A 20,440-nucleotide genomic window follows, 5' to 3' on the forward strand; every position below is an offset into this window, starting at 1 on the left:
GCGTCTCGGCAGCAGGCCTGGGTGCCTAAATCCGTCGCGTTCCGGCAAATAGACCGATCAATTCGCGCTGGCTTGAGGTGGATGTCTTGTCGAGGAGCGAGGAAACCTGATTCCGAACGGTATTGACGCTGGTTTGGCGTTCGGCCGCGAGTTCTTTCAAATCCTTGCCGTCCACAAGTCCGCGGAGCACGGCAGCCTCAGCAGGCGACAGGCCGTACCGGATTTGAGCCGCATCCAGCATGGGCTGGGATGACGCTATGGAGATGATGACTACGGCGCCAGAACGCGTGCCGAGCAATTGGTGGAAAGCCTCCTTACCCTGAGAACCCAGAGGTATCGCCCGCAAGAACGCTGGAGATGACTGCCCTTCGATGGCAATGGGCATTCCTTCACCGAAATCATTGGTGCCTTGATTGGCCTCAAGGACGGCATTGCGGATATAGGCAGATCCCTCCGGATCCTTCATCACGACGACACCGGCGAGGTCAAGCTCGAGAACGCCGGCATCGAAAAGACGACGGGCCTGGCGATTGGTTTCCAGCGGACGCCCCTCCTCATCCAGCACCAGAAACGCTGCTCTTGCCCCTTCCATGAAGGTTTCGAGTACCGAGGCCTTGTTGGTCACCTTGCTCGCGCTATGGTTGAGCCGCAGCGAGCGAGACACATGAGGAGAAATGGCCTGCAGAATATCCATGACACGGGTCAGCGTTTCTGCCCGCGCCGTGCTGGGAAGCAGGGCGGCGAACAGAACGAGGCGGTGTTGCTGGTTCGACGCTGAAAAAATGCCGCCGGTCGTCAGGTCATTTTGCGGCTTCAGCCACTCATTATAAAAGCGCGTCTGAAAAAGGACGCTGGGAGAAACGATCTGGTCGAGACGGAAGGGCACGCCGACAGGGCGGTTGCGCATGGCGCCGATCAGAGGGTTCTCCCTGTCGTAGAGTTCCTTGTACGTCTGATATGAAGCGTCGTCGTGGCCAACATAATAGGCGCGCACGCTGCGATTGGTGGCAAGGTCGGTCGTGGAGATGGAAACATAACACTCCGCCACCATGGCCTGAAACAGCTCGCACACATTCCGCCAATGCCTCGGATCCAGGGCGGCATCATAGACGGCGTCGATAAGAGATTCGATTGGCAGCTCGGTTAACAAGCTTCTAGCGGCATTATCCATCGATCCAGTCGGTATCCTTGCTCCATTTCCACACCCAGGTGCAGAAAAGTCGTTGTCGGCTGCGGGGTTAACGCTGAGTGGCGCATGGATACGTCTTCCGCTGCCGGGCCGCCGAAAAGATCGATAGCTAAATTTGTACAGAATTCAATCTCGTACTGTTCACTATCTCGGTTGGCGGCAATTTAATCGAACGCCAGCTACCCTGAAGGAAATCAAACAAGTATTGATATCAGGGACGCCAAAATGAAAATCGCAATTTCCGCTATCGCCTTTTCTTTGAGCCTGGCCAGTGCAGTCTCAGCCTCTCCCGCCTATATCGAACAATCCCCCTTCGTCACCGGCCAGCCGGTCTTGACGATCGATACCATCGATCTTGCCAGCCTGACGACCGATGTGGACGCCATGCTGGCGCCGTTGGCCGAGGCGGACCTGCCTGCGGCGAGCGTGCTGCAGTCCGGGTTCAACAATCAGGCTGATCTTACCCAAATCGGCACCGACAATCTCGGCCTCATCGTCCAGAACGGGTTCAACAATTCTGCAAATCTCCTGCAGGCCGGTTCGCGCAATATGGCAGTTCTGCATCAGGTCGGTTTCAACAATGCAGCCAGTGTAGGCCAGATGGGCAACAATCATCGTGCGGTCGTCTCCCAGCGTGGCACCGGCAATGTGGCCATCATCCGCCAGTACTGACGCAACCGCTGATTACGCATCAATTGGTTCCGTCACCCGGGACTTCGGGCAGTTCGACCGGATTCTCAATGCCAGGCTGCGCAATGTTCCCGAAATCGGGGAAATCGATCGTGAAACCGGGCGAACCCGCGCCGCCTTCCCTCTGGGCGCTCGCCTGAGAGAACAGCCAGTTCCCATTGAGCGGATCGCCGCCGAATGACGGATTTATGGGCTTGTAAACGAGTGGCGATGCGAAGGCAGGCGCGGCGCTCAGCGCGCACAACGTCACGGCGATCAGAGCTGACTTGGCATTCATAGGCTTCCCCCTGGAAAATCGCGTGTTGGAAGAAATTTAAAGCCTATTCTTCGGCTTGTTCGGCAGTGTCGTCACCTTCATCGACGAGTCCCAGATCGGGGAAATCGATCGTAAAGCCGGGAGCACCCGCGCTATCGGTCTGCGCACTGGCCTGAGAGAATAGCCAGCTGCCATTGAGCGGATCGCCTCCAAACGAGGGATTGATCGGCTTGTAAACGAGTGGCGATGCGACCGAGGGCAGGCTGGTCAGCGCTATTGTTGCTGCGGCCAATGCGAGCATATTGATGGATTTCATTTCCGTGACCCCGATTTCTGCTATTTGTTGAATACGTACATGCGGCCGGGCACAACGATCACGACCTGGTCCTGAAGGCCCCCCAGTCCGATGGGCATCAGATATCGGCCGGTTGCCTCGGTCTGAAGTGCCACAACAGTCGAGTTGCGCCCGCCCACATTGAGAGCGCCGGCCAATTCGTTCCCCGCCTGCACATAGGCAACGTCGTTGCCCTGTCCGGAGACGCCGACGAGCTGGAGATTGTCGTTGCCGATGCTGGCCTGGAGCACGTTGTTGTTCTGCCCGCTTTGATCGAGCAGCAAGGCGTTGCTGTTGCCGGCGATAGCCTGAACGGCGCGGTTGTTGCTTCCCGATTGCGAAATGGCCGAAAGGTTCGAGGTTCCCTCGATGCCCGAAAGGGCAAAGAGATTTTCGCCCAGTTGATTGATGGTGGTGGTGCTGGGTTCCCCATTGGCAACCCAGGGAGCCACTGCGGCCCTGGCACCGCTGAGGAGCAATTGGGCCTGACCTTCTTCGATGAATCCCAGCGAATTTGGCACCGGCTGACCATCCAGGCCAATGATCTCACCTGCAGCCAAAGCGGAACCCGCGGTGATTGCGAATGCGGCGGCGGAGGCCGCCAGACATTTGGTGATCCGAGAAAGCTTGCCCAATTTCCCCTCCATCAAACCTTGCTAACCGTCAAAACCGGATTGCCGGCTGAAAACTTCATGTCGGTGGACACAAAGATGAACATTACATTCGCCCCGAAAGAGTGCCGCGCGGGACCGTGCCCGCGCGGCTTGCCTTGCATCAGTTGGATTGGATGACGGCGGCAAGATTGCCGCGACCAACCTGCACGACCTGAGCGGCCTGATTGGCGCCGCTCTGGATCACTGCAGCCCGGTTGGCTTCCATCGGATTGTCGCCGAAGCCGACCTGGAAGACATCGGCAGTCTGGCTGCTGCCAGTCTGAACGATGAGCGCATCGCTATAGCTGCCCAGCTGCAAGACGTTGGCTTCGTGGCCACCATGGCCACCCTGAAGGATCGCAGCACTCGAATTGTCTGCGAAGGTCAGGATGTTGGCGGCGTTGCCATCGCTCGACTGAATGGTCAAAGCGCGGTTGTCATCGCCGACCTGGACGGTTGCGGCAGTGTTGGACGAACCGGTCTGGACCGTGAGAGCAATGTTTTCATCGCCGATCTGAGCGGTGGACGAGAGATCCACGGCGGCAACCGAGAGGCCCTCGAAGCCGTCTTCCATCAGAGTTTCGAGGCTGATGGTGCCGGTCTGGCTGGTGGCGGCGAAGTTGTCGTTACCGATCTGGACGGTGGCGGCCGCCGAAGCGATCGCTGCTTCCTGATTGGTGAGCGCAGCGTTGCCATTGCCCGACTGCACGGTGGCAGCGAGTGCGCCGACGGTCAGTTCCTGGTTCTGGAGGGCAAAATTGCCTTCCGACGGCACGCCGTTTTCATCGGCCTGGTTCTGAACGATGCCTGCCAACGAGGCGGTAGCGCCAGTTTGGCTGTTGGCAGCGAAGTTCTCGTCGCCGAGCTGGACGATGCCAGCAGCGGAGGCTACGGTCGGAAATGCGAGCGACGATACGCTTGTGGGTAGCCCCAGTTCTTCTGCAGCTTCCTCGGCTGTCAGGCTTGCCGTAGAACCGAAGACATACGCAGTGCCGCTGCCGAAATACTCGATGACTTCCGGCAGCACTACAAGGCCCGCCTGGGTATTGAAGGCCAAGTTGTCATTTCCGATCTGCGCTGCAAAGGTCACGGAAGAGGCAGCCGGAGCGCTTGCAGAGCCACCGAACCCAATATCGGTCCATTCCAAGCCTAAGAACGGGATCCAGCCCTCGGAACCAGCTTCGATCAGGGTGTAGGATACGCTCTGCTCTTCACCCTGCACGTTGAATGCAGTGTTACCCGAGCCGACCTGGACGATACCAGCGAGAACATCGGCGCTGTTGTAATGCTGCAGGTTTGCGCCGAAGTTTCCGACGCCGGCCTGGGCGACAAGCCCGGTTGCGCCCTCGACATCGTCCTGGGTGTTGAAGGCCCAGTTGAATGCGCCGGCCTGAAGGATGGTGGCAGAGCTGCCATCGGCTTCGGTCTGGCTGTTGGCCGCGTTGTTGGCGAGCCCCAACTGACCGATCAGAGCATCCGCGCCTTCGACGTTTACTTGAACGTTGCCCGCCTGGTTGAAGCCGCCGATCTGGACGATGTTGGCAGTGAGATCGGCACCGGTAGTCTGTGAGTTCGCGCCGACATTGCCAACGCCAGCCTGAACGATAGTCGCATCGAGACCGATGCTTTCGCTTTGGCTGTTGGTGGCTTCATTGTCTGCGCCAACCTGCAGGATGGCAGCGTCGAGATCGTTTACAGTCCCGCTCACGCCGAAGCCGCGCTGGGTGTTAGTCGCGGTGTTGCCGTCGCCGAACTGGGCAATGTTGGCCATGAGGCCGCTGCCCTGATTGCTGCCGGCATTGACCTGGGAATTGACGGCGGTGTTTTCGATGCCGAACTGGGCGATATTCGCGTCGAAATTGGCGGCGCCGCGCGTTTCCTGAGTGTTGGAGGCGTTATTGACGACACCGACCTGAAGGATGTCCGCGAAATTGTCGTAGCCGTTCGACTGGGTGTTGGCGGCAACGTTGTCAATGCCGAACTGGGCGATGTTGGCTTCCAACCCATTGCGGTAGCTGCTGGTCTGGGTATTGGTGGCCTGGTTCAGGGCACCGACCTGCAGGATGTTGGCCTCGTTGGACATGCCGCCGGCCTGCGAGTTGCCGCCAACATTAGCGAAACCAAACTGAGCGATATTGGCTTGGTTCTCCTCGCCAGCACGGTTCTGGTAGGACGCGGGCAGTTGGGAATTGGTCGCCACATTGCCCGCACCGAACTGGGCGATGCTCGCATCGAGATTGCTGCCTTCGCTCTGTAGGTTGGTGCCAGCGTTACCAACGCCGACCTGAAGGATGCTAGCGGTATAGTCGCTGTCTTCAGTGCTGTTCCCAAGCTGGGTATTGGAGGCATTGTTGAGCGCGCCGTACTGAGCGATATCGGCGGTCAAACCGTCGCCATTGGCCGGCGGCTGGTTGTCCTGAACATTGTCAGCCTGGTTGGCAAAGCCAACCTGAACGATGTCGGCATCGAACTCGGACCCACCACGCGTGCGCTGATAGTTTGAGGCTTGGTTAAAGGCACCCAACTGCGCGATATCCGCAGTATTGTTCGTCCCGTTCGACTGCTCGTTGGAAGCCGAATTGAACGCACCGAATTGATTGATATTGGCGGTGACGTTCGAACCGTTCCCCTGCCGGTTTTCGCCAGCGTTGCCAACCCCGACCTGCTGAATGCTCGCATCGAGCCCTGCGCCGTAGCCGCTGGACTGGGAGTTCACACCCAGATTGTCCTGGCCCAACTGCGAGATCTGCGCGGTGTTGCCATTTCCGCCGGTCTGGACGTTGAAGGCGTTGTTATCAGCGCCCGAGGACCAGATATTGGCGACTGCGTTGTTCGCGTCGGTCTGAGTATTCACGCCCAGATTGTCCTGGCCGAGCTGAACGATGCCCGAACGGGCGTCCTCGGAATCCGTCTGCGCGGAGAAGGCCATGTTGCGCTGGCCGCCCTGGAACACGGCGGAATACTGGTCGTCGCCCTGCTGATTGTTGAAGGCGAAATTGCCCTGGGTGGCATCGGCACCGTTGATCTGGATTACGCCGGCGTCGTTGCCATCACCATTCTGGATGTTCCAGGCCCGGTTGCGATCGCCGCCCTGAAAGATCGCGGAACGGCTTTCGCCGGTCTGGCGGAACAGGTCAACCGCGTTGCGGTCGCCGAACTGGGCGATCGCTCCGACATTGGTGCCATCCTGAAGGAAGTTGCCGCCGACGAAGTTGTTGCTGCCAACCTGGTACGAGCCGAGCTGGTTGTCGCCGATCTGCGCGGCGCCATCCTGGCCGGGGATAAAAGGCAGGAACGCGTTACGCGCGCCATACTGATAAATGAAGCCGGTGTTGCCGGCGTCTGCGCCCGCAATCTGCACCAGATAAGCGAGGTTGCTGGTATCGAACTGGCCGACATAGGCAAAATTGCCGTTTGTCTGCGCCAGCGCCCCGCTGGCGCCGAGCGCGGCCAGCGCAACGCCAGTCATCAAAGTATATCGGGTCATGATTGCCCTCCATGGTTTTGCCCAAAGGAGGGGATTTCCCTCCCAACATTAACAGACAGGGGAGCCCGCCCTACATGTCGGTTAACGGGTCGTTAATAGAGGAACTGCTTCTGGACTCGCAAGTTAAAGTTACGTGAATTTTTCGACTTCGTTAATTGTAACGGTGAATCCGATATTTGAATATGTTTTTTAGTTATTATGCACTACGCCATATATATTTTAATTGTAGTGCATATGAGCTATTTGAAAAATTTGAACAAAAAAAGAGCGCCATAGGCGCCCTTCATTTTCTCAATGACAGCAGATAGAATCTATTCGGCGGGCAGACTGTACTCGCTGTTAAAGGCTTGCAGCAACGCCGTTCGTTGCGATGCATCGTTCAAATCCCAGAGCCCGCGCTCCAGTCCTTCGACGATAAGGGAGAAGACGGCAAGTTCGATGGCCTCGCGGACAGCGAGCTGGTTGGGATCGTTACGGGCCACGCCGGCTTCGATCTCAAGCAGACGCTGCGGCTCGGCAAACACATAGACGCCGGCGCGGGTGAGATGGGAGAAGATCTGCTTGGTGGTCGTGGTCGAGACCAAAACCTCGCCATTCTGAACGCTGACGGCGCGCAAGTTCACGGTGACCGTATCGGACCGATATTCGGTGTCGCCACCGATGCCGAAATAGCGCGCTCCAACGCCACCCGACATGGTATCGGCATCGTAACCGATGATGCCGCCCTCGAGGATAATGCCTGCAAAACGGATCGGCGGTAGGGGGCCGGCGCCACCATAGGATCTGTTGGTATTTTCGATCAGCGTTCGTTCCTGAACGAGATTTCGCAACCCCGTGCGTTCCGCGATGCGGAACCAGGCGCCGTCGCCAGTGCGCGTCAGAACGTCCACCAGAATCTGCGCGCCACCCTGGGTAACCGCGCGACTCGACTCCGCAAAATTGGGATTGGGACGCGCCTGGCCAGTCAGATCGGCGAACTCATAAACGGCGACATCGAGCGGCTGCCGCGGCGCCGGCAAGGACCGCAATGAGCCGGTAGTGTGCGTGTCGGAAACAAGCGTTGCGGCAGGCGCACTCGAAAAAGTGCCGGTCGAGGTGCATCCAGAAAGAAGCGTCGCCGACAGCACGGCGATTACGATTGCCTTGATCATGGATCCCCCAAGCAATGAGCACGGCAACGAGTACCGCCGCCGTGAAATGCAGATTTGTCGTAGGATTATGTCAAGGTCAATACAGTTGCCGCAATATGATGAATGCTCGCTGCAATTGTGGTTACCGCGACACAGTTAAAGCGCAGTAATAGTGCAAATGCACTATTGATCCCGCCGGGAATCAGTATTGGCAACGGCGCCCGGACCGACTGAGGGCAAGTCGGCCTGTTCGCGGGGCGTCAGAATAACCGTCACTCCGGCGCCGACCGATGGCGGCGCGGAAGCGTCGCTGGTGCGTTCGCTGATGGGTTCTGAATCGGACACTTCGCTCCACCCTTGTGGAAGGGTAGGCTCAGCGGCAGCTAAAAAGTGTTCAGGAACAGGATCTTGAACGATCCTCGTGGTCGCAGGCCGGGGCGGGATTGGCCGTGCCGAAGCAGGAAGCTGAGGGATATTGACCGCCGCCGGGGTGGGAAACTGCCTGACATAGCTGCCCGCGCCGCGATCGAGCTGAGGAACGGAAACCGTTTGCCCCGAAGCGATTGTGGTCGATGCCGCAAGCAGCAAAAACCCGCAAAACCAGCCTGTTTTCATCCCTCACCTCCATTGAACCGCCATTAGGGCATCTCGAAGCGGTTACTCTGATCTAGCGTAAAAATATGCTTCGGTATATTGGAGAATAAACCAATACGGGGACTCGGCCATGCGTTTGACTGCATATGGAGCACTTTTTCTACTGCTTGCCGGGGCGGGCAGCTCTTCTTCTCTGGCCCAGACCGTGTCCGTGCCACCATCGCCACCGCCTTTGATCGATGCGGCGCCAGCCAGCAACGACGACCAGCCGGTGGTCGAGCTGCCGACTCCTCAGATCGGCACTGCCCAGCCGGCCGCCGCCCCGCAATCAGCTCCGGCGCCCGTGATCACGACCACCCAAACCGCCGACGGGGTGGAAACCGAGAGTTTCGAGGACTGGGCGCTCGAATGTTTCCGGGAAAGCGCGACGTGCCAGATCTCACACAGGGTTATTGCCGCCGAAGGAAGCCAGGTGGTGGTCGTGCTCGCCATACTGGCCGACGATGCCGATGGCCCGGTTGAGCTCCAGCTTGCGGTGCCGCTCGGCGTTTCGACAACATCGGGCGTACGACTGACGATCGGCAATCAATACCAGGCCAACATCCCCATCGCGCGCTGCACGCCCCAAGGCTGCCTTGTCGAAGGAACAGTCTCGGACGCCCTCATGGCGGCCATGCGCCGCGGCAGTCGAGGGCAGATCAGCGTCGTCAACGAGGCTGGAAACACGATCGATCTCCCCTTCTCATTGATGGGTTTCACAGCGTCGTTCTCTACCATGATCGAGCGAAACCGGGCCAACGGAAGCTGATTGCGTTCGGACGGGCTGGACGACGGATGCAATCAGGAATTTCACTGTTCAACAGGTTCGAGGCTTGAGCGCAGCATCGAATTTCTTGATCACCAGTGCCTGATCTTCGAGGGTGAAGGCGTGGCCGCCTGGGCGCAAAAGCGTTGTGATGGCTTTTGATGCGCCAGCTCGGTTCCAGGCCGCCCCGAGCGTTTCGAACGCCGCCTCGATGCCGGCGGGCGGGAAAAGCCTGTCCTCACGTCCGGAAATAAACACCGCCGGCTTGGGCGCCGCGAGCGCGGCGATTTCGGGGTAATCGATCCGTCCGGCCAGTTGCGGATGCAGCATGGCATAGGCCGATTGGCCGCGTAGCTGGTTGTTGCCGTCAACCATGAGCGCCTGCATCCTTGTCATCCAGCAGATGGAAGCGAAAATTTCAATGCGCGGGGAGACTGCAGCCAGTTGCCAGCACCTGAGGGCGCCCATGGACAACCCCATCGCGCCGATGCGCTCGCTATCGACAGTCGGCAATCCGGCGAGCAAATTGGCCGACCAATTGTCCTCCGCCGCGATGATGCCCGCCCAGCTCAAACCAAACTGCATGATGTTGGCGGCCAGCGCCTGCTGATTTTCATATTCCCCAACGCTGCGCCCGCCCCATCCCAGCGCATCGATGGCCAACACCGCATAGCCCTGCCGCGCCAGCCAATCGCCTATGGCGCGTCCGCCATAAAAACGGTCGAACCAATCGCGTGGCGCATCCTCGGGACGATCGGCGGGGAAAATCACCTTTTCCTTGCCGACATCGAACCGCGAGCCGTGATCGTGCAGCAAAAGCACCGCCGGAAATGGCCCTGCGCCAGCCGGGCGAAGGAAGAACGCTTCGGCCTCGCCCGTCACGGGAAAATCGATAGCCAATCGCTGAAACACCAAACCCTCGCCCCTCGTTTCCACAACAACGCGGTGGCTGGGCACCAGATCGGGTTCCGGCGCCAGAATCTCCGCAAGCGCCGCGCGCGCCGCTTCGTCCTTGAGCGCGAATTGGTGCCTATCGCGCAGGTTTTCGAGAAATCGAGGAAATGTGGGCCCGCCCATGTTTTCTCCATGCTCACAAAAAGCAATGCCCGCGCCTTATGCAAGCGGGAAGGCGCCCCTCCCGCATCACAACATATGAGCGCGGACATTTATGCCAGCCTTAGCGGCTTTTGCTGACAACACTCAGGTCCGTGGACCAGGAGGGATTGATGGTTAGATCCACCACGTCGCTACGGTGGGCCACCGAATCCACGACTTCCGAGAAGGGCCGGATAGGATGGACGATCTCTTCAAACCGATCCTGGATATTCTCATACATCTGGATCTGCGTCTGGGAATCGGGCTCGATCAGCGCCGCGTCGATCATGGTGTTGAGCTCTTCGTCATGGAACGAAGTGCGCCAGCCCTGGAAGTTGGAAAGCCCGGCCTGTGGCGAATTATCGGGGTTGTAGGCGATAGCGCGCAGGTTGGAATCGGGATGAGGCAATTGCCCGCCACCGCCACGGCCCACGATCATCTCGAAATTACGCTCGCGCATGGGGCCATAGACCTGATTGCCATTGCCCGAAACGATCTGGGCATCGATCCCCGCTTCGGCAAGGCTTGCCTGAATCGCAGTTGCAAGACTGAGAAACGGGGCATCGGAAAGCGACAGCATGGTCGTCGAAAATCCGTCCGGATATCCCGCCTCGGCCAACAGTTCCTTGGCGCGCTCGATATCGAGTTCGTAACCCGGGTCTTCCATCGCGCCAAGGAACCCGGTGTGGATGGGCCGCTGATGCAGGCGCCCGAAATAGGGCAGGATCGTTTCGTTCAATCCCTCGTAATCGATGACGTAACGCAGGGCTTCGCGTACCAGGGGGTCGGCAAAGCGTTCATCTTCCATCGAAACGGCCAGATAATAGAACGCCGCGCCAGGCCCGGTCTGCACTGTGACGTCCTCGCGCCCTTCGAGCGCCTGGAGATCGGGAGCCGAGAGCGAAAACGCGATATCGATATCGCCGCGTTCGAGCATCAGGCGCTGGGTGGTGCTTTCGGGAATGTGCCGCATGATGATGCGGCTCATGGGCGGCTCCTCGCCCCAGTAATTGGCGTTGCGGGCCAAAATCACAATATCGTTGGATTGCCAGGTCTGGATCGAATAGCCGGCCGAACCCGCCGAATTGGTGGTGAGCCAGCTACGGCCCATGTCACTGTCCCGCTCGTTTTCCATAGCAAGCCGGCTGTCGATCACCGAGCCCGGACCGACGATGGCCAAGGTCTGGATGACGATCTGGGGGTCGAGCGGACGCGGCAGGTTGACCGTAAAGGTGCGCTCGTCTTCGGCGACGAAAGAGGCGTCGGCGTTCTCGGCATTGAAGCCATGGGTGACAAGGAAGGACGCCTGGGGCAGTTCGAGCGTCATGAGCCGCTTGAGCGACCATTCGACATCGGCGGCGGTCACCGGGTTGCCCGAAGCGAACTGCGCCCCTTCGCGCAAAGTGAAGGTGATCGACGAATTGTCCTCGGCCACCTGCCAGCTTTCGGCGAGATCGGCGTTGACCTGGGCGCGCTCGACGGCATCGAGCGAGACGAGATTGTCATAGACATTGGCCAGCACCTGCACCGTCTCCTTGCCGGTTATGGCATGGGGGTCGAGCGTCAGCAGGTTCGACATCGAAAAACCGATGATCAACTGGTCGTCCGGGGTTTCCGCGTAAGCCGGAAGCGCCAGCGGCAGAACGAACAGGGCTGCGACAAGCGACAGCCGGGTCAATAACTTCATGATTGTCTCCTCCATCCTGGCGCCGACCTCAGCCATGCGCTAGATCGCATAGTTATAAGACAAGTCATTCATATGTCAAACAGTCATGGCAGCCAGTATTTCTGGCTTTTTCTAGAATATCTGGGAGGATTTGGTGGCTTAATAAAAATTAGTATTACTAATTTTGCCGAACAAAACCTCATCGCCTGATAGCTGGGAGAACCCAATCGAAGACCTGCACCTCGTTAGAAGTGCCGATCTACGATTGGCCTTTGATGAGAATGGGATGCCGAGCCAGTGGGCTGTCCCCCAACCCTTATGCTTCAGCCTGCGCCTGCGTTACCATCCCTGCGGACGCACTCTTATAGCGGGCCTCCGCCCGCCAGGCTTCAGCCACCGCCATCATCAGCGGCCCGACGCCCTTCACATCGTTGGGAGCAAGCCGTTCGCTCACATAATAGCTAGCCGTGCCGTCCCGGTAGCGGCCATCAAAGCCCCCGAGACCGGCAACGTGACACACCGCGTCGAGCACCATGCCGCCGTCGGAATCAGTCACTATCGCGTGCTCGTGCAATCCGGCCAGTGCTCGCACACCGGCCTCCGCGTTCACGCCCGCGATCCCCAGCCGATCACCGGCCAGGAAGAAATAGGCAAGCATCGCCGTGGCCGAACTCTCAGCGTAATTGCCGTCGAGTTTGGGCTGGTCGGTCACCTGATTCCAGCGCCCATCGGCGCGCTGATGCGTGGCGATCCTGTTGGCGAATGCGCCGATCGCGGCGTCCAGACCGACTTCGCCGGCTCGTTGCGACCCAATCGCCTCGCGCACATCCACCATGGCCATCGCCAGCCACCCCAGGGCCCGCGACCAGAACGCGGGCGAGCGCCCCGTCGCCGCATCCGCCCAGCCCTGCTTGCGGGCTTCGTCATAGCCATGGCTGTAGAGGCCAGTGTCGGGCTCGGCCAGCAGTTCAAGCGCGGAGCTCAGTTGGGCCACCGCGTCATCCACCATCCGGGGTTGACCGAAGGCCTCTGCGTATTCGATCTGGAACGGCAGTCCCATATAGAGTCCGTCGAGCCACACTTGATGCGGATAGCGCAGCTTGTGCCAGTAATTGCCGCTGGAAATCCTGGGATGGCGGTAGAGCTGTTCGGCCAGCCGTTCGGCCGCCATGCGGTATTTTTCTTGCCCCGTGCGCTTGCGGAGCGCGATCAAGGCCCGGCCCGACAGGATATTGTCGATGTTGAACTCTTCGATATCGTAGCCCGCGAGGCTGCCGTCCTCGCCCACCTGCCGGTCGAGAAGGCGCTCGACATGCCCATACCAGGGACCTTTCGGATCGACGGTGTCGAGCAGCAGCAACCCGCGATAGATGCACCCGTCCTCATAGCACCAGTCGCCGCGCTTATAGTGCGCGTAGCGGCTGGCATAGGAATCGAAGAAACTATCGATCACCATTACGCGCGCTCCTGGCTGTTGCGGTCATCGGGCCAGGCAATGCGGCGGATGATTGGGTGGGTCGTGTTTTCGGTGACGATGCCCGCGTGGCGCAGCTCGGGCAGTCCCAGCGCCATCTCGGGCACGCCAGCTTGAGCGGCGGTATCATAGGTCACCGAAACGTCCTCGATCACCAATCCGCCGACCGGCGCCTCGGCCAGCCCCAGTATATAGGCGAGCGCGTGATGAACGTTTTTCGCCTCGATCCGCGAAAAAACAATATCGCGAATTTGCGGTGTGGCGGCGGTGACCGACGCGGGCGCGCGGTTCTGGACGGCATCGGACGTTCCGTCCGGATCGCAGAAATAATGGGCGTTGATCGCCAGCGGCGTCCGAACGCCATCCATCATGCAATCGCGCATGGCGATCGCGGCCACCGTGCCGCCCCGCCCCCGGCGCGTCTTGATGCGCAGCCCCCGATCGGTGCCGATGAAAGTGCAATCCGTCACCGTGACGTCGCTGACCGACCCGCTCATTTCCGAACCGATCACCACGCCCCCATGCCCGCGCTCCATGCGACAGTGCCGCACGGAAACACCCCGCGTCGGCTCGGGCAGGCGCCCGTCTGGCCAAATCTTGCCCGCCTTGATCGCTATGCAATCGTCCCCCACCGAAAACCGCACGCCCACGATTTCGACATCGCTTCCGCTTTCGGGATTGAGCCCGTCCGTGTTGGGGCTCTGGGGCGGGTTGTCGATTGCAAGGTCGGCAAACACCATCCGCTCGCTATTGAGCGGATGGATGGTCCAACTGGGCGAATTGCGCACAGTGATCCCCGCCATCGATAGCCCTAGGCAGCGGTTGGCGAAAACCGTTCGGGGTCGGCGCACGCCATCGCGCGTTTCCTTGGGCCAGTTCCACCAGTCACCTTCCGCCCCGGCCCCATCAATCACGCCCAGACCGGCGATGGAGACATTGCGGGCATCTACGATCGTTATCAGCGACGCATAGCACGCCGCGGGAATGCCTTCCCAACTCGCCTGCAATCGCCCCGCCGCATCGAAGGCATCGAGAACGCGATAGGCCTGTCGGTCGGCCAGCCCCTTGAGCTCGGCCCCCGCCGGAAGATGCACGAACAGGTCGGATTTGAGAAACACCGGCCCGGTTCGCCATGTCCCGGGCGGCACATAAAGCGTTGCCCCCTCCGGCGCCGCCGCAACGGCATCGGCAAAAGCCCCGCTGTTGTCGTCGGCTTCCGGCTCTGCCCCATAGTCGCGGATATCGATCAGCGCCGTCTCCCCCGGCGTCGTCAGGGCGAGTGGCTCCCAGCCCTCGATTTCCAGACCATAGTCGACCGAAGGCACCAGCCCTTCCAGGGTCAAAACTGGCCGTTCCACCCACCCCTCCTGCATCACATCGCCGGAGGCGACAAGGCGCCATGGAAGCGGAACGGCCAGTTCATGACGCGCTTTCACGCCCACCAGTTCCACTGTGAGCGTGCGAGGCGTCAGAACGAGAATGCCAAGAATTTGGGGAGAGGACATGGAAACAAGCATTGCAAGGTTGGAGAGGGTGGGCGCGGCAAAACGCGCCCACCGGGATCGGTCTATTGCACGCGGGCCAGCGCCTGCTCGGTGCCCCGAATGATTTCCGCCGCCGCGTCCTCGGCCGAGAGCAGCCCATAGGCGAACTCTTCGAGTACGCCTTCAAAGGCGGTGCGCACGGCGGGGTCCTCGAAATAGGGCGAGGCCTGGGGCGTATCAGCCGCCAGCACCAGATCATTGGCTGCCTTGACGTTGGCTTCGATCAACCCTTCCGCTTCGAGAAGCGCCACCGCCGATGCCGCGGCGGGAACGCCGCGATGGCTGGCCATCACCCGCACCCCTTCCTCTTCGAGAAGCAGGCAGTTGAGGATTTGGGCCGCCGCTTCCTGGTTGGGCGAATGGGCCGAGATCGCGAACATCATTGAAGGCTTGCGGAAGATGCCGTCGGAAACCGCGTCGGCGTCCCGGGGCGGCAGCACGGGCCGCAGCGGAGTCTCGCCCTCGAAGGGGCCGGAAATCTGCGACACCGTGGAGTCCCATTCGTACGACGCAGCCACCTCGCCTGCCGCCCAGTCGCCCCTTTCGTGCAAATTGGGGTTACCCATCGCGGCGGCCTGTTCCCAGCTCTTCATCACACCCGCGTCCACGAGGCTCTGATAGAATTGAATGGCTTGGGTCAGCGTCGCCTCGTCCCATGCCACTTCATTAGTCGCCGGATCGATAAAGCCCACGCCGGTCTTTTGCGTTGCATAGAGCGAAACCAGAAGCATCGCGTTGTAGCGGGCGGCATCGAACGGATAGTAGTTTTCGCCCAGACCGCTCTTGAAGGCTTCGGCAGCGGCGATCATGTCGTCCCAGGTCTGGGGAGCCTCGACGCCGGCCTGTTGATAGGTGTCGACATTGTAGAACAGCACGCGCCCGGTGATCGACACTGGAATGCCGTTCAGCGCTCCGTTGCGCATCCCCGATTCGAGCAGCGCATCGTCCCACTGGGACAGATCGATGATGTCGGAGAATTGGTTGAGATCGGCCAGCCCGGTCCCGTCGGGCGAAAACAGTGGCAGCCAGGGCCAGTTGACCTGCATGAGGTCGGGCGAAGTGCGCCCGGCGAGCTGGGTGGTCAGGCGCTCGAGGTGGCCGTCAAAGCCCGTAAATTCCGGGCTGATTGTATGGCCGTGCTTCTCCCCGCAGATTTCCAGGGCTTCCTGGGTCGCCGCGTGCCGTGCATCGCCGCCCCACCAGGAGACGCGCAGATCGGCCGCCTGGGCCGAGCTGAGCGCCGTGGTGAGCATCAGCGCCGACACACTGGCCAGAGTGAGTGTATGTTTCATCGTTTTCCTCCCTTGGATGCTGGTCAGTCCCATCCCGCCGCTCCCTGACGGCGGAACAATGCTTCGATTAGGCGAGCGAGACATTGCGCCCGGTTTCGCTATCGAAAAGATGCAGCCCACTCTCCTGGGGCGCGACCGAGATCGCCCCGTCAGAGAGCATGGACGGATTGTAGTGTTCGCCCGGAACCACCACCGTGAAGCGATGGCCGGCGATGTCGATATAGAGATTGACCTCATGGCCCATGAACTCCACGTGGCTCACCTTGCCCGAGAAGGCATTGGGCTCGGTGCGCGCGACTAGGTGCATGTGCTGGGGGCGGACCCCCATGGTCACGGTGTCCTCCGTGTGGGCCGAAAGGCGTGAGGCGAGCTGGTTGCCGAAGGTGACCGTCTGGCCGCCCAGCGCTACGGCGGGCGCTCCATTGCGGGTGAGCGCCACCGGAATGAGGTTCATTTCCGGCGACCCGATAAAGCCGGCGACGAACGCGTTTTCGGGCCGGTTGTAGAGCGTCACAGGATCGGCCACCTGCATGATGCGCCCGTCCTTCATGACGCAGATCCGGTCCCCCATGGTCATGGCTTCGGTCTGGTCGTGGGTGACGTACACCACCGTCGAAGAGGTCGTCGTCTGCTTCAATTGCTTGTGCAGATCGGTGATCCTCACCCGCATCGAAGCGCGTAGCTTGGCGTCGAGGTTGGAAAGCGGCTCGTCGAACAGGAAGACTTCGGGCTGCTTGATCAACGCCCGGCCCACCGCCACGCGCTGGGCCTGCCCGCCCGAAAGCTGCTTGGGGAGCCGCTCGAGCAGCTCCTCGATTTCGAGAATGCCCGAAACCCGGTCCACCCCTTCGGTGATTTCGCCCTTGGGCGTGCGCTTGATCCGCAGTCCGAACGAGAGATTGTTCCTCACCTTCATATGTGGATAGAGGGCGTAGTTCTGGAACACCATGGCGATGCCACGGTCTCCGGGAACCAAATTATTGACCACCCTGTCCCCGATGCGAATTTCCCCGCCGGTGATGGTTTCAAGCCCGGCGATCATCCTTAGCGTTGTCGATTTGGCGCAGCCCGAGGGGCCGACCAGCACCATGAATTCGCCGTCCCTGACGTCGAGATCGATGCCATGGACTGCCTTGAAGGCGTTGCCATAGACCTTTTCGACCTTTTTGAGAGAAAGATTGGCCATAAGATTATCCTTTCACCCCGCCGGTCGAAATGCCCTCGATGAAGTAGCGCTGGGCCACGAAGAACACGAGCAGCGAGGGAGCGAGCGTGAGCGCCGACATGGCGAGCACCTGGTTCCACTGGAAAGCTTCGGTCACATCGAGCGAGAGACGGAGCGCCAGGGAAACCGGGTATTTTTCCACCGATGAGATGTAGATCAGCGGCCCGAGGAAGTCGTTCATCGTCCACATGAACTGGAACAGGCATACCGAGATGATCGCTGGGGCCAGCATGGGGATGACGATGAACACCAGCGTCTGGATGGTGTTGGCGCCATCCACCCGCGCGGCCTCTTCCATGTCGCGCGGAATGGCGCGCAGGAACTGGATCAGCATGAAAACGAAGAACGCATCCCCCGCCAGCGCGGACGGCACCCAGAGCGGTAGGTAGCTATCGAGCCAGCCCAGATCGCGGAACAGCAGATATTGCGGAATGCGGGTCACGACATTGGGCAACAGCAAGGTGCCGATCACCGTAACAAAGAGGATTTTCTTGAACGGAAATTCGAACCGCGCGAACCCATAGGCAACCAGCGTCGCCGAAATGGCCGTCCCAATGGTCTTGGGGATGATGATCCACAGGGTATTGAGGAAGGAATGGCCGAAATTCCAGTTGGTCGACGTCTCCCAGCCGCGCCGATACCCCTCAAATGTCGGGTTCTGCGGAATGAAGCTGGGCGAAGCGAAAATCTCGGCATTGGTCTTGAACGAGGCGCCCACCAGCCAGAGCAGCGGGTAGAGCATGATGAACCCGACGCCGGCGAGGATGACGTAGCGGATCACCGCCGAGATGCGCTGGTTGCGGCGGGTGCGCGCATTGTGCGCGTTGGCTTCGTCGATGGCGGTCTGAGACTGATTGGCAAGTGTGGTCATCGTCTCAGCTCCGCTGGTCGCCGGCGTAATAGACCCAGTGACGCGAGGACCAGAAGGCGATGATGGTCAGCACCATGATGATCGCGAACAGGATCCAGGCGATGGCCGAGGCATAGCCCATGTCGAACTGCCGGAACGCCTTGTCGTAGATGTAGAGCGGCACCAGATAGGTGGAACGCAGGGGGGCGCCGGTACCGTCGGTGATGATGAAGGGTCCGTTGAACTCCTGGAACGCCTCGACCATCTGCAGGATCAGATTGAAGAAGATGACCGGGGTTATGAGCGGCAGCGTGATATAAAAGAAGGTCTGCGCCTTGTTGGCCCCGTCGATCGCCGCTGCCTCATAGACATGGGTGGGGATCGATTGCAGCGCGGCCAGAAAGATCACCATGGCCGACCCGAACTGCCATACACGCAAGAGCGTAATGGTGAGAAGCGCGTAGCGCGGGTCCCCAAAGAAGTTGATCGCCTCGAACCCCAGCCCGGTGATCACCATGTTGACCAGACCCACGTCGGCGAAGATGTAGCGCCAGAGCACCGCGATCGCCACCGACCCACCTAGGATCGAGGGTACGTAATAGGCGGTACGGAAGAACCCGATCCCCTTGAGCCTGTAGTTGAGCACATAGGCGATCAGCAGCGCGAAGGTGAGCTTTAAGGGCACCGTGATGAACACATAGGTGAGCGTCACCTGGAGCGCTCGATGGAAAGTGCGGTCGAAAAACAGCAGCTCGATATAGTTGGACAACCCCACCCAGCTCGGAGCGCGTAGCAGGGGATAATCGGTAAACGACAGATAGAAGGATGCCCCGAACGGGATCGCGGTGAAAATCACGAGGCCGATCACATAGGGCATGACATAGAGCAGCCCGGCCCATTTGTTCTCACTGCCCATCGTCTATCCTCCCCATGCCGTCGGCGGGGACGCGTGCGCGCATCGAAGTACGAAAATGTGCATCATGACAAATGGATGGAAGCACTATCCTTGCGCCGCCTCGACGCAATGACAGCAAGACTTCCCTATCCCCTCCCATATAACCTGACCGGATACTGATCATAGTTATCATATGACTTGATTAAAAGCGTTCGCCGTGCAAAACGGAATTCACGCTTTTGGAGAAAAGGATGGACAAAACCGAAGATCAGGTCCTCGCCGGCATCCCACCCGACGCCCTGTCCCTCAAGCTGGCCCGCTCCACGATCAAGATGCGCCACACTTCCACATGGCGCGTGGAAAAATCCAACGAGGTCCACGACCTCGTCGTATGCATTTCAGGTAGCGCGCATTACGAACTCGATGGCGAGCCGGCCTCCCTTTCCCCCGGCGAAGCCATGCTCATTCCGGCCGGTGCCCGGTTCGTCGGCCGCATGGGCAGCGGCCCGGTCTATTCCGGTTTTGCCCAGCATTTCACGCTGGATCTTTTCAGCCATGTGGACCTGATCAGCCAGATGGAGCTCAAACGCACAGTCCACTTCTCGCGCTGGCGGATCATCGAGCCACTGGTGCGCCATTATCGGGAATCCGCCCCGGCCTCCTCCACGACGCTGGGACAATACCATATGTTCATGGTGATCCTCATCGAGTTCCTGGAGGAAGCCTTCATCCGTTGGCGCGAGCAGGCCCTGCTCAACGCCGCCAGCCCCGACGCCCTTTCGCTCCACATCATGCTCGCCGCGGCCCGCATCGCCGGCCAGCCCTTCAGGCCCGGAATTCTCGACGAAGCTCTGGGGCGACTGCCCTATAATCCCGATTATTTCCGCCGCGCTTTCAAGAAACGCCTCGGCTATACGCCAGCCAAATTCGTGGAATTCAAACGTCTCGAACAGGCCATGAACATCCTGGCCGCCGGCCATTCGGTCAAGGAGACCGCGGCCATGACCGGATATCCGGACGTCTATTATTTCTCCCGCCAGTTCAAGCGCTATATGGGCACCTCACCCTCAGCCTACCGGCTCCTCACGCGAGCCAAGGAAGCCGGGCAATTCATCGACGACACCTTTCACTTTCCCGAACGGTCATGAACTGGGCACGAGTTCTGTCTTATAACATTACTATTGAAGTCATATAAGCTGGCTGTATAGTGCCGCCCATGCGCGTTGCCCCAGTTGGCGGCGCTATCTTTTCCCTTGAGCAA

Annotated in this window: 18 protein-coding genes; 3 read left to right on the top strand and 15 right to left on the bottom strand. The window is 59.9% G+C overall.

The annotated features are described in order from the left end of the window. Positions 1 to 25: 25 nt before the first annotated feature. On the bottom strand, positions 26 to 1,171 hold the full coding sequence (locus tag V4T21_RS16815) for a helix-turn-helix transcriptional regulator (RefSeq protein WP_332718997.1): 1,146 nt from the start codon (positions 1,169 to 1,171) through the stop codon (positions 26 to 28). A gap of 243 nt (positions 1,172 to 1,414) precedes the next feature. On the opposite strand from V4T21_RS16815, the gene V4T21_RS16820 reads away from it, so the two are divergent. Beyond that, complete coding sequence (locus V4T21_RS16820; protein ID WP_332718998.1) at positions 1,415 to 1,861, top strand: hypothetical protein; 447 nt, start codon at positions 1,415 to 1,417, stop codon at positions 1,859 to 1,861. A gap of 19 nt (positions 1,862 to 1,880) precedes the next feature. Here the strand turns inward: V4T21_RS16820 and V4T21_RS16825 are convergent, their stop codons facing one another. The 6 genes from V4T21_RS16825 to V4T21_RS16850 all read right to left on the bottom strand — a co-directional run bounded on the left by V4T21_RS16825 (position 1,881) and on the right by V4T21_RS16850 (position 8,354). Further along, positions 1,881 to 2,156 carry a curli assembly protein CsgF gene (locus tag V4T21_RS16825; RefSeq protein WP_332719000.1) on the bottom strand — a complete coding sequence of 92 codons (276 nt, stop codon included), beginning with the start codon at positions 2,154 to 2,156 and terminating at the stop codon, positions 1,881 to 1,883. Positions 2,157 to 2,199: 43 nt separating this feature from the next. After that, positions 2,200 to 2,451 carry a curli assembly protein CsgF gene (locus V4T21_RS16830; RefSeq protein ID WP_332719002.1) on the bottom strand — a complete coding sequence of 84 codons (252 nt, stop codon included), beginning with the start codon at positions 2,449 to 2,451 and terminating at the stop codon, positions 2,200 to 2,202. 20 nt (positions 2,452 to 2,471) lie between these two features. After that, positions 2,472 to 3,104 (bottom strand): hypothetical protein, encoded by a 633-nt coding sequence (locus V4T21_RS16835; RefSeq protein ID WP_332719004.1) that lies wholly within the window; start codon positions 3,102 to 3,104, stop codon positions 2,472 to 2,474. 139 nt (positions 3,105 to 3,243) lie between these two features. Next, on the bottom strand, positions 3,244 to 6,609 hold the full coding sequence (locus V4T21_RS16840; protein ID WP_332719007.1) for a beta strand repeat-containing protein: 3,366 nt from the start codon (positions 6,607 to 6,609) through the stop codon (positions 3,244 to 3,246). A gap of 311 nt (positions 6,610 to 6,920) precedes the next feature. After that, positions 6,921 to 7,760: a CsgG/HfaB family protein gene (locus tag V4T21_RS16845; RefSeq protein WP_332719009.1), complete on the bottom strand. Its 840-nt coding sequence runs from the start codon at positions 7,758 to 7,760 to the stop codon at positions 6,921 to 6,923. A 162-nt stretch (positions 7,761 to 7,922) separates the two neighbouring features. Next, a complete protein-coding gene (locus V4T21_RS16850; protein ID WP_332719012.1) occupies positions 7,923 to 8,354 on the bottom strand; it encodes a hypothetical protein in 432 nt (143 codons plus the stop codon). Between the two features lie 109 nt (positions 8,355 to 8,463). Between V4T21_RS16850 and V4T21_RS16855 the strand changes: the two genes are divergently transcribed. Next, positions 8,464 to 9,141 carry an invasion associated locus B family protein gene (locus V4T21_RS16855; RefSeq protein WP_332719014.1) on the top strand — a complete coding sequence of 226 codons (678 nt, stop codon included), beginning with the start codon at positions 8,464 to 8,466 and terminating at the stop codon, positions 9,139 to 9,141. Between the two features lie 48 nt (positions 9,142 to 9,189). On the opposite strand, the gene V4T21_RS16860 is transcribed toward V4T21_RS16855, so the two are convergent. The 8 genes from V4T21_RS16860 to V4T21_RS16895 form a co-directional block, all read right to left on the bottom strand. Continuing rightward, positions 9,190 to 10,215, bottom strand: a complete 1,026-nt coding sequence (locus V4T21_RS16860) for a dienelactone hydrolase family protein (protein WP_332719016.1) — start codon at positions 10,213 to 10,215, stop codon at positions 9,190 to 9,192. Between the two features lie 100 nt (positions 10,216 to 10,315). Then, the gene (locus V4T21_RS16865; RefSeq protein ID WP_332719018.1) at positions 10,316 to 11,920 is read right to left on the bottom strand and encodes an ABC transporter substrate-binding protein; all 1,605 of its coding nucleotides are present in this window, start codon (positions 11,918 to 11,920) and stop codon (positions 10,316 to 10,318) included. 295 nt (positions 11,921 to 12,215) lie between these two features. Then, a complete protein-coding gene (locus V4T21_RS16870; protein ID WP_332719020.1) occupies positions 12,216 to 13,355 on the bottom strand; it encodes a glycoside hydrolase family 88/105 protein in 1,140 nt (379 codons plus the stop codon). Then, entirely contained in the window at positions 13,355 to 14,878 is a 1,524-nt protein-coding gene (gene pglA, locus V4T21_RS16875) for a polygalacturonase PglA (RefSeq protein WP_332719021.1), read from the bottom strand. The genes V4T21_RS16870 and pglA overlap by 1 nt, the downstream gene beginning before the upstream one ends. Positions 14,879 to 14,940: 62 nt before the next feature. Continuing rightward, the gene (locus V4T21_RS16880; RefSeq protein ID WP_332719023.1) at positions 14,941 to 16,209 is read right to left on the bottom strand and encodes an ABC transporter substrate-binding protein; all 1,269 of its coding nucleotides are present in this window, start codon (positions 16,207 to 16,209) and stop codon (positions 14,941 to 14,943) included. Positions 16,210 to 16,276: 67 nt separating this feature from the next. Beyond that, positions 16,277 to 17,395, bottom strand: coding sequence for an ABC transporter ATP-binding protein (locus tag V4T21_RS16885; protein WP_332719025.1), 1,119 nt, complete (start codon positions 17,393 to 17,395; stop codon positions 16,277 to 16,279). A gap of 4 nt (positions 17,396 to 17,399) precedes the next feature. Continuing rightward, complete coding sequence (locus tag V4T21_RS16890) at positions 17,400 to 18,305, bottom strand: carbohydrate ABC transporter permease (RefSeq protein WP_332719027.1); 906 nt, start codon at positions 18,303 to 18,305, stop codon at positions 17,400 to 17,402. A 4-nt stretch (positions 18,306 to 18,309) separates the two neighbouring features. Continuing rightward, positions 18,310 to 19,200: a carbohydrate ABC transporter permease gene (locus V4T21_RS16895; protein WP_332719029.1), complete on the bottom strand. Its 891-nt coding sequence runs from the start codon at positions 19,198 to 19,200 to the stop codon at positions 18,310 to 18,312. Between the two features lie 230 nt (positions 19,201 to 19,430). Between V4T21_RS16895 and V4T21_RS16900 the strand changes: the two genes are divergently transcribed. Then, the gene (locus V4T21_RS16900) at positions 19,431 to 20,327 is read left to right on the top strand and encodes an AraC family transcriptional regulator (RefSeq protein WP_332719031.1); all 897 of its coding nucleotides are present in this window, start codon (positions 19,431 to 19,433) and stop codon (positions 20,325 to 20,327) included. Positions 20,328 to 20,440: the final 113 nt, after the last annotated feature.

Source organism: Pelagibacterium mangrovi (assembly GCF_036662815.1).
Lineage (GTDB): Bacteria > Pseudomonadota > Alphaproteobacteria > Rhizobiales > Devosiaceae > Pelagibacterium > Pelagibacterium mangrovi.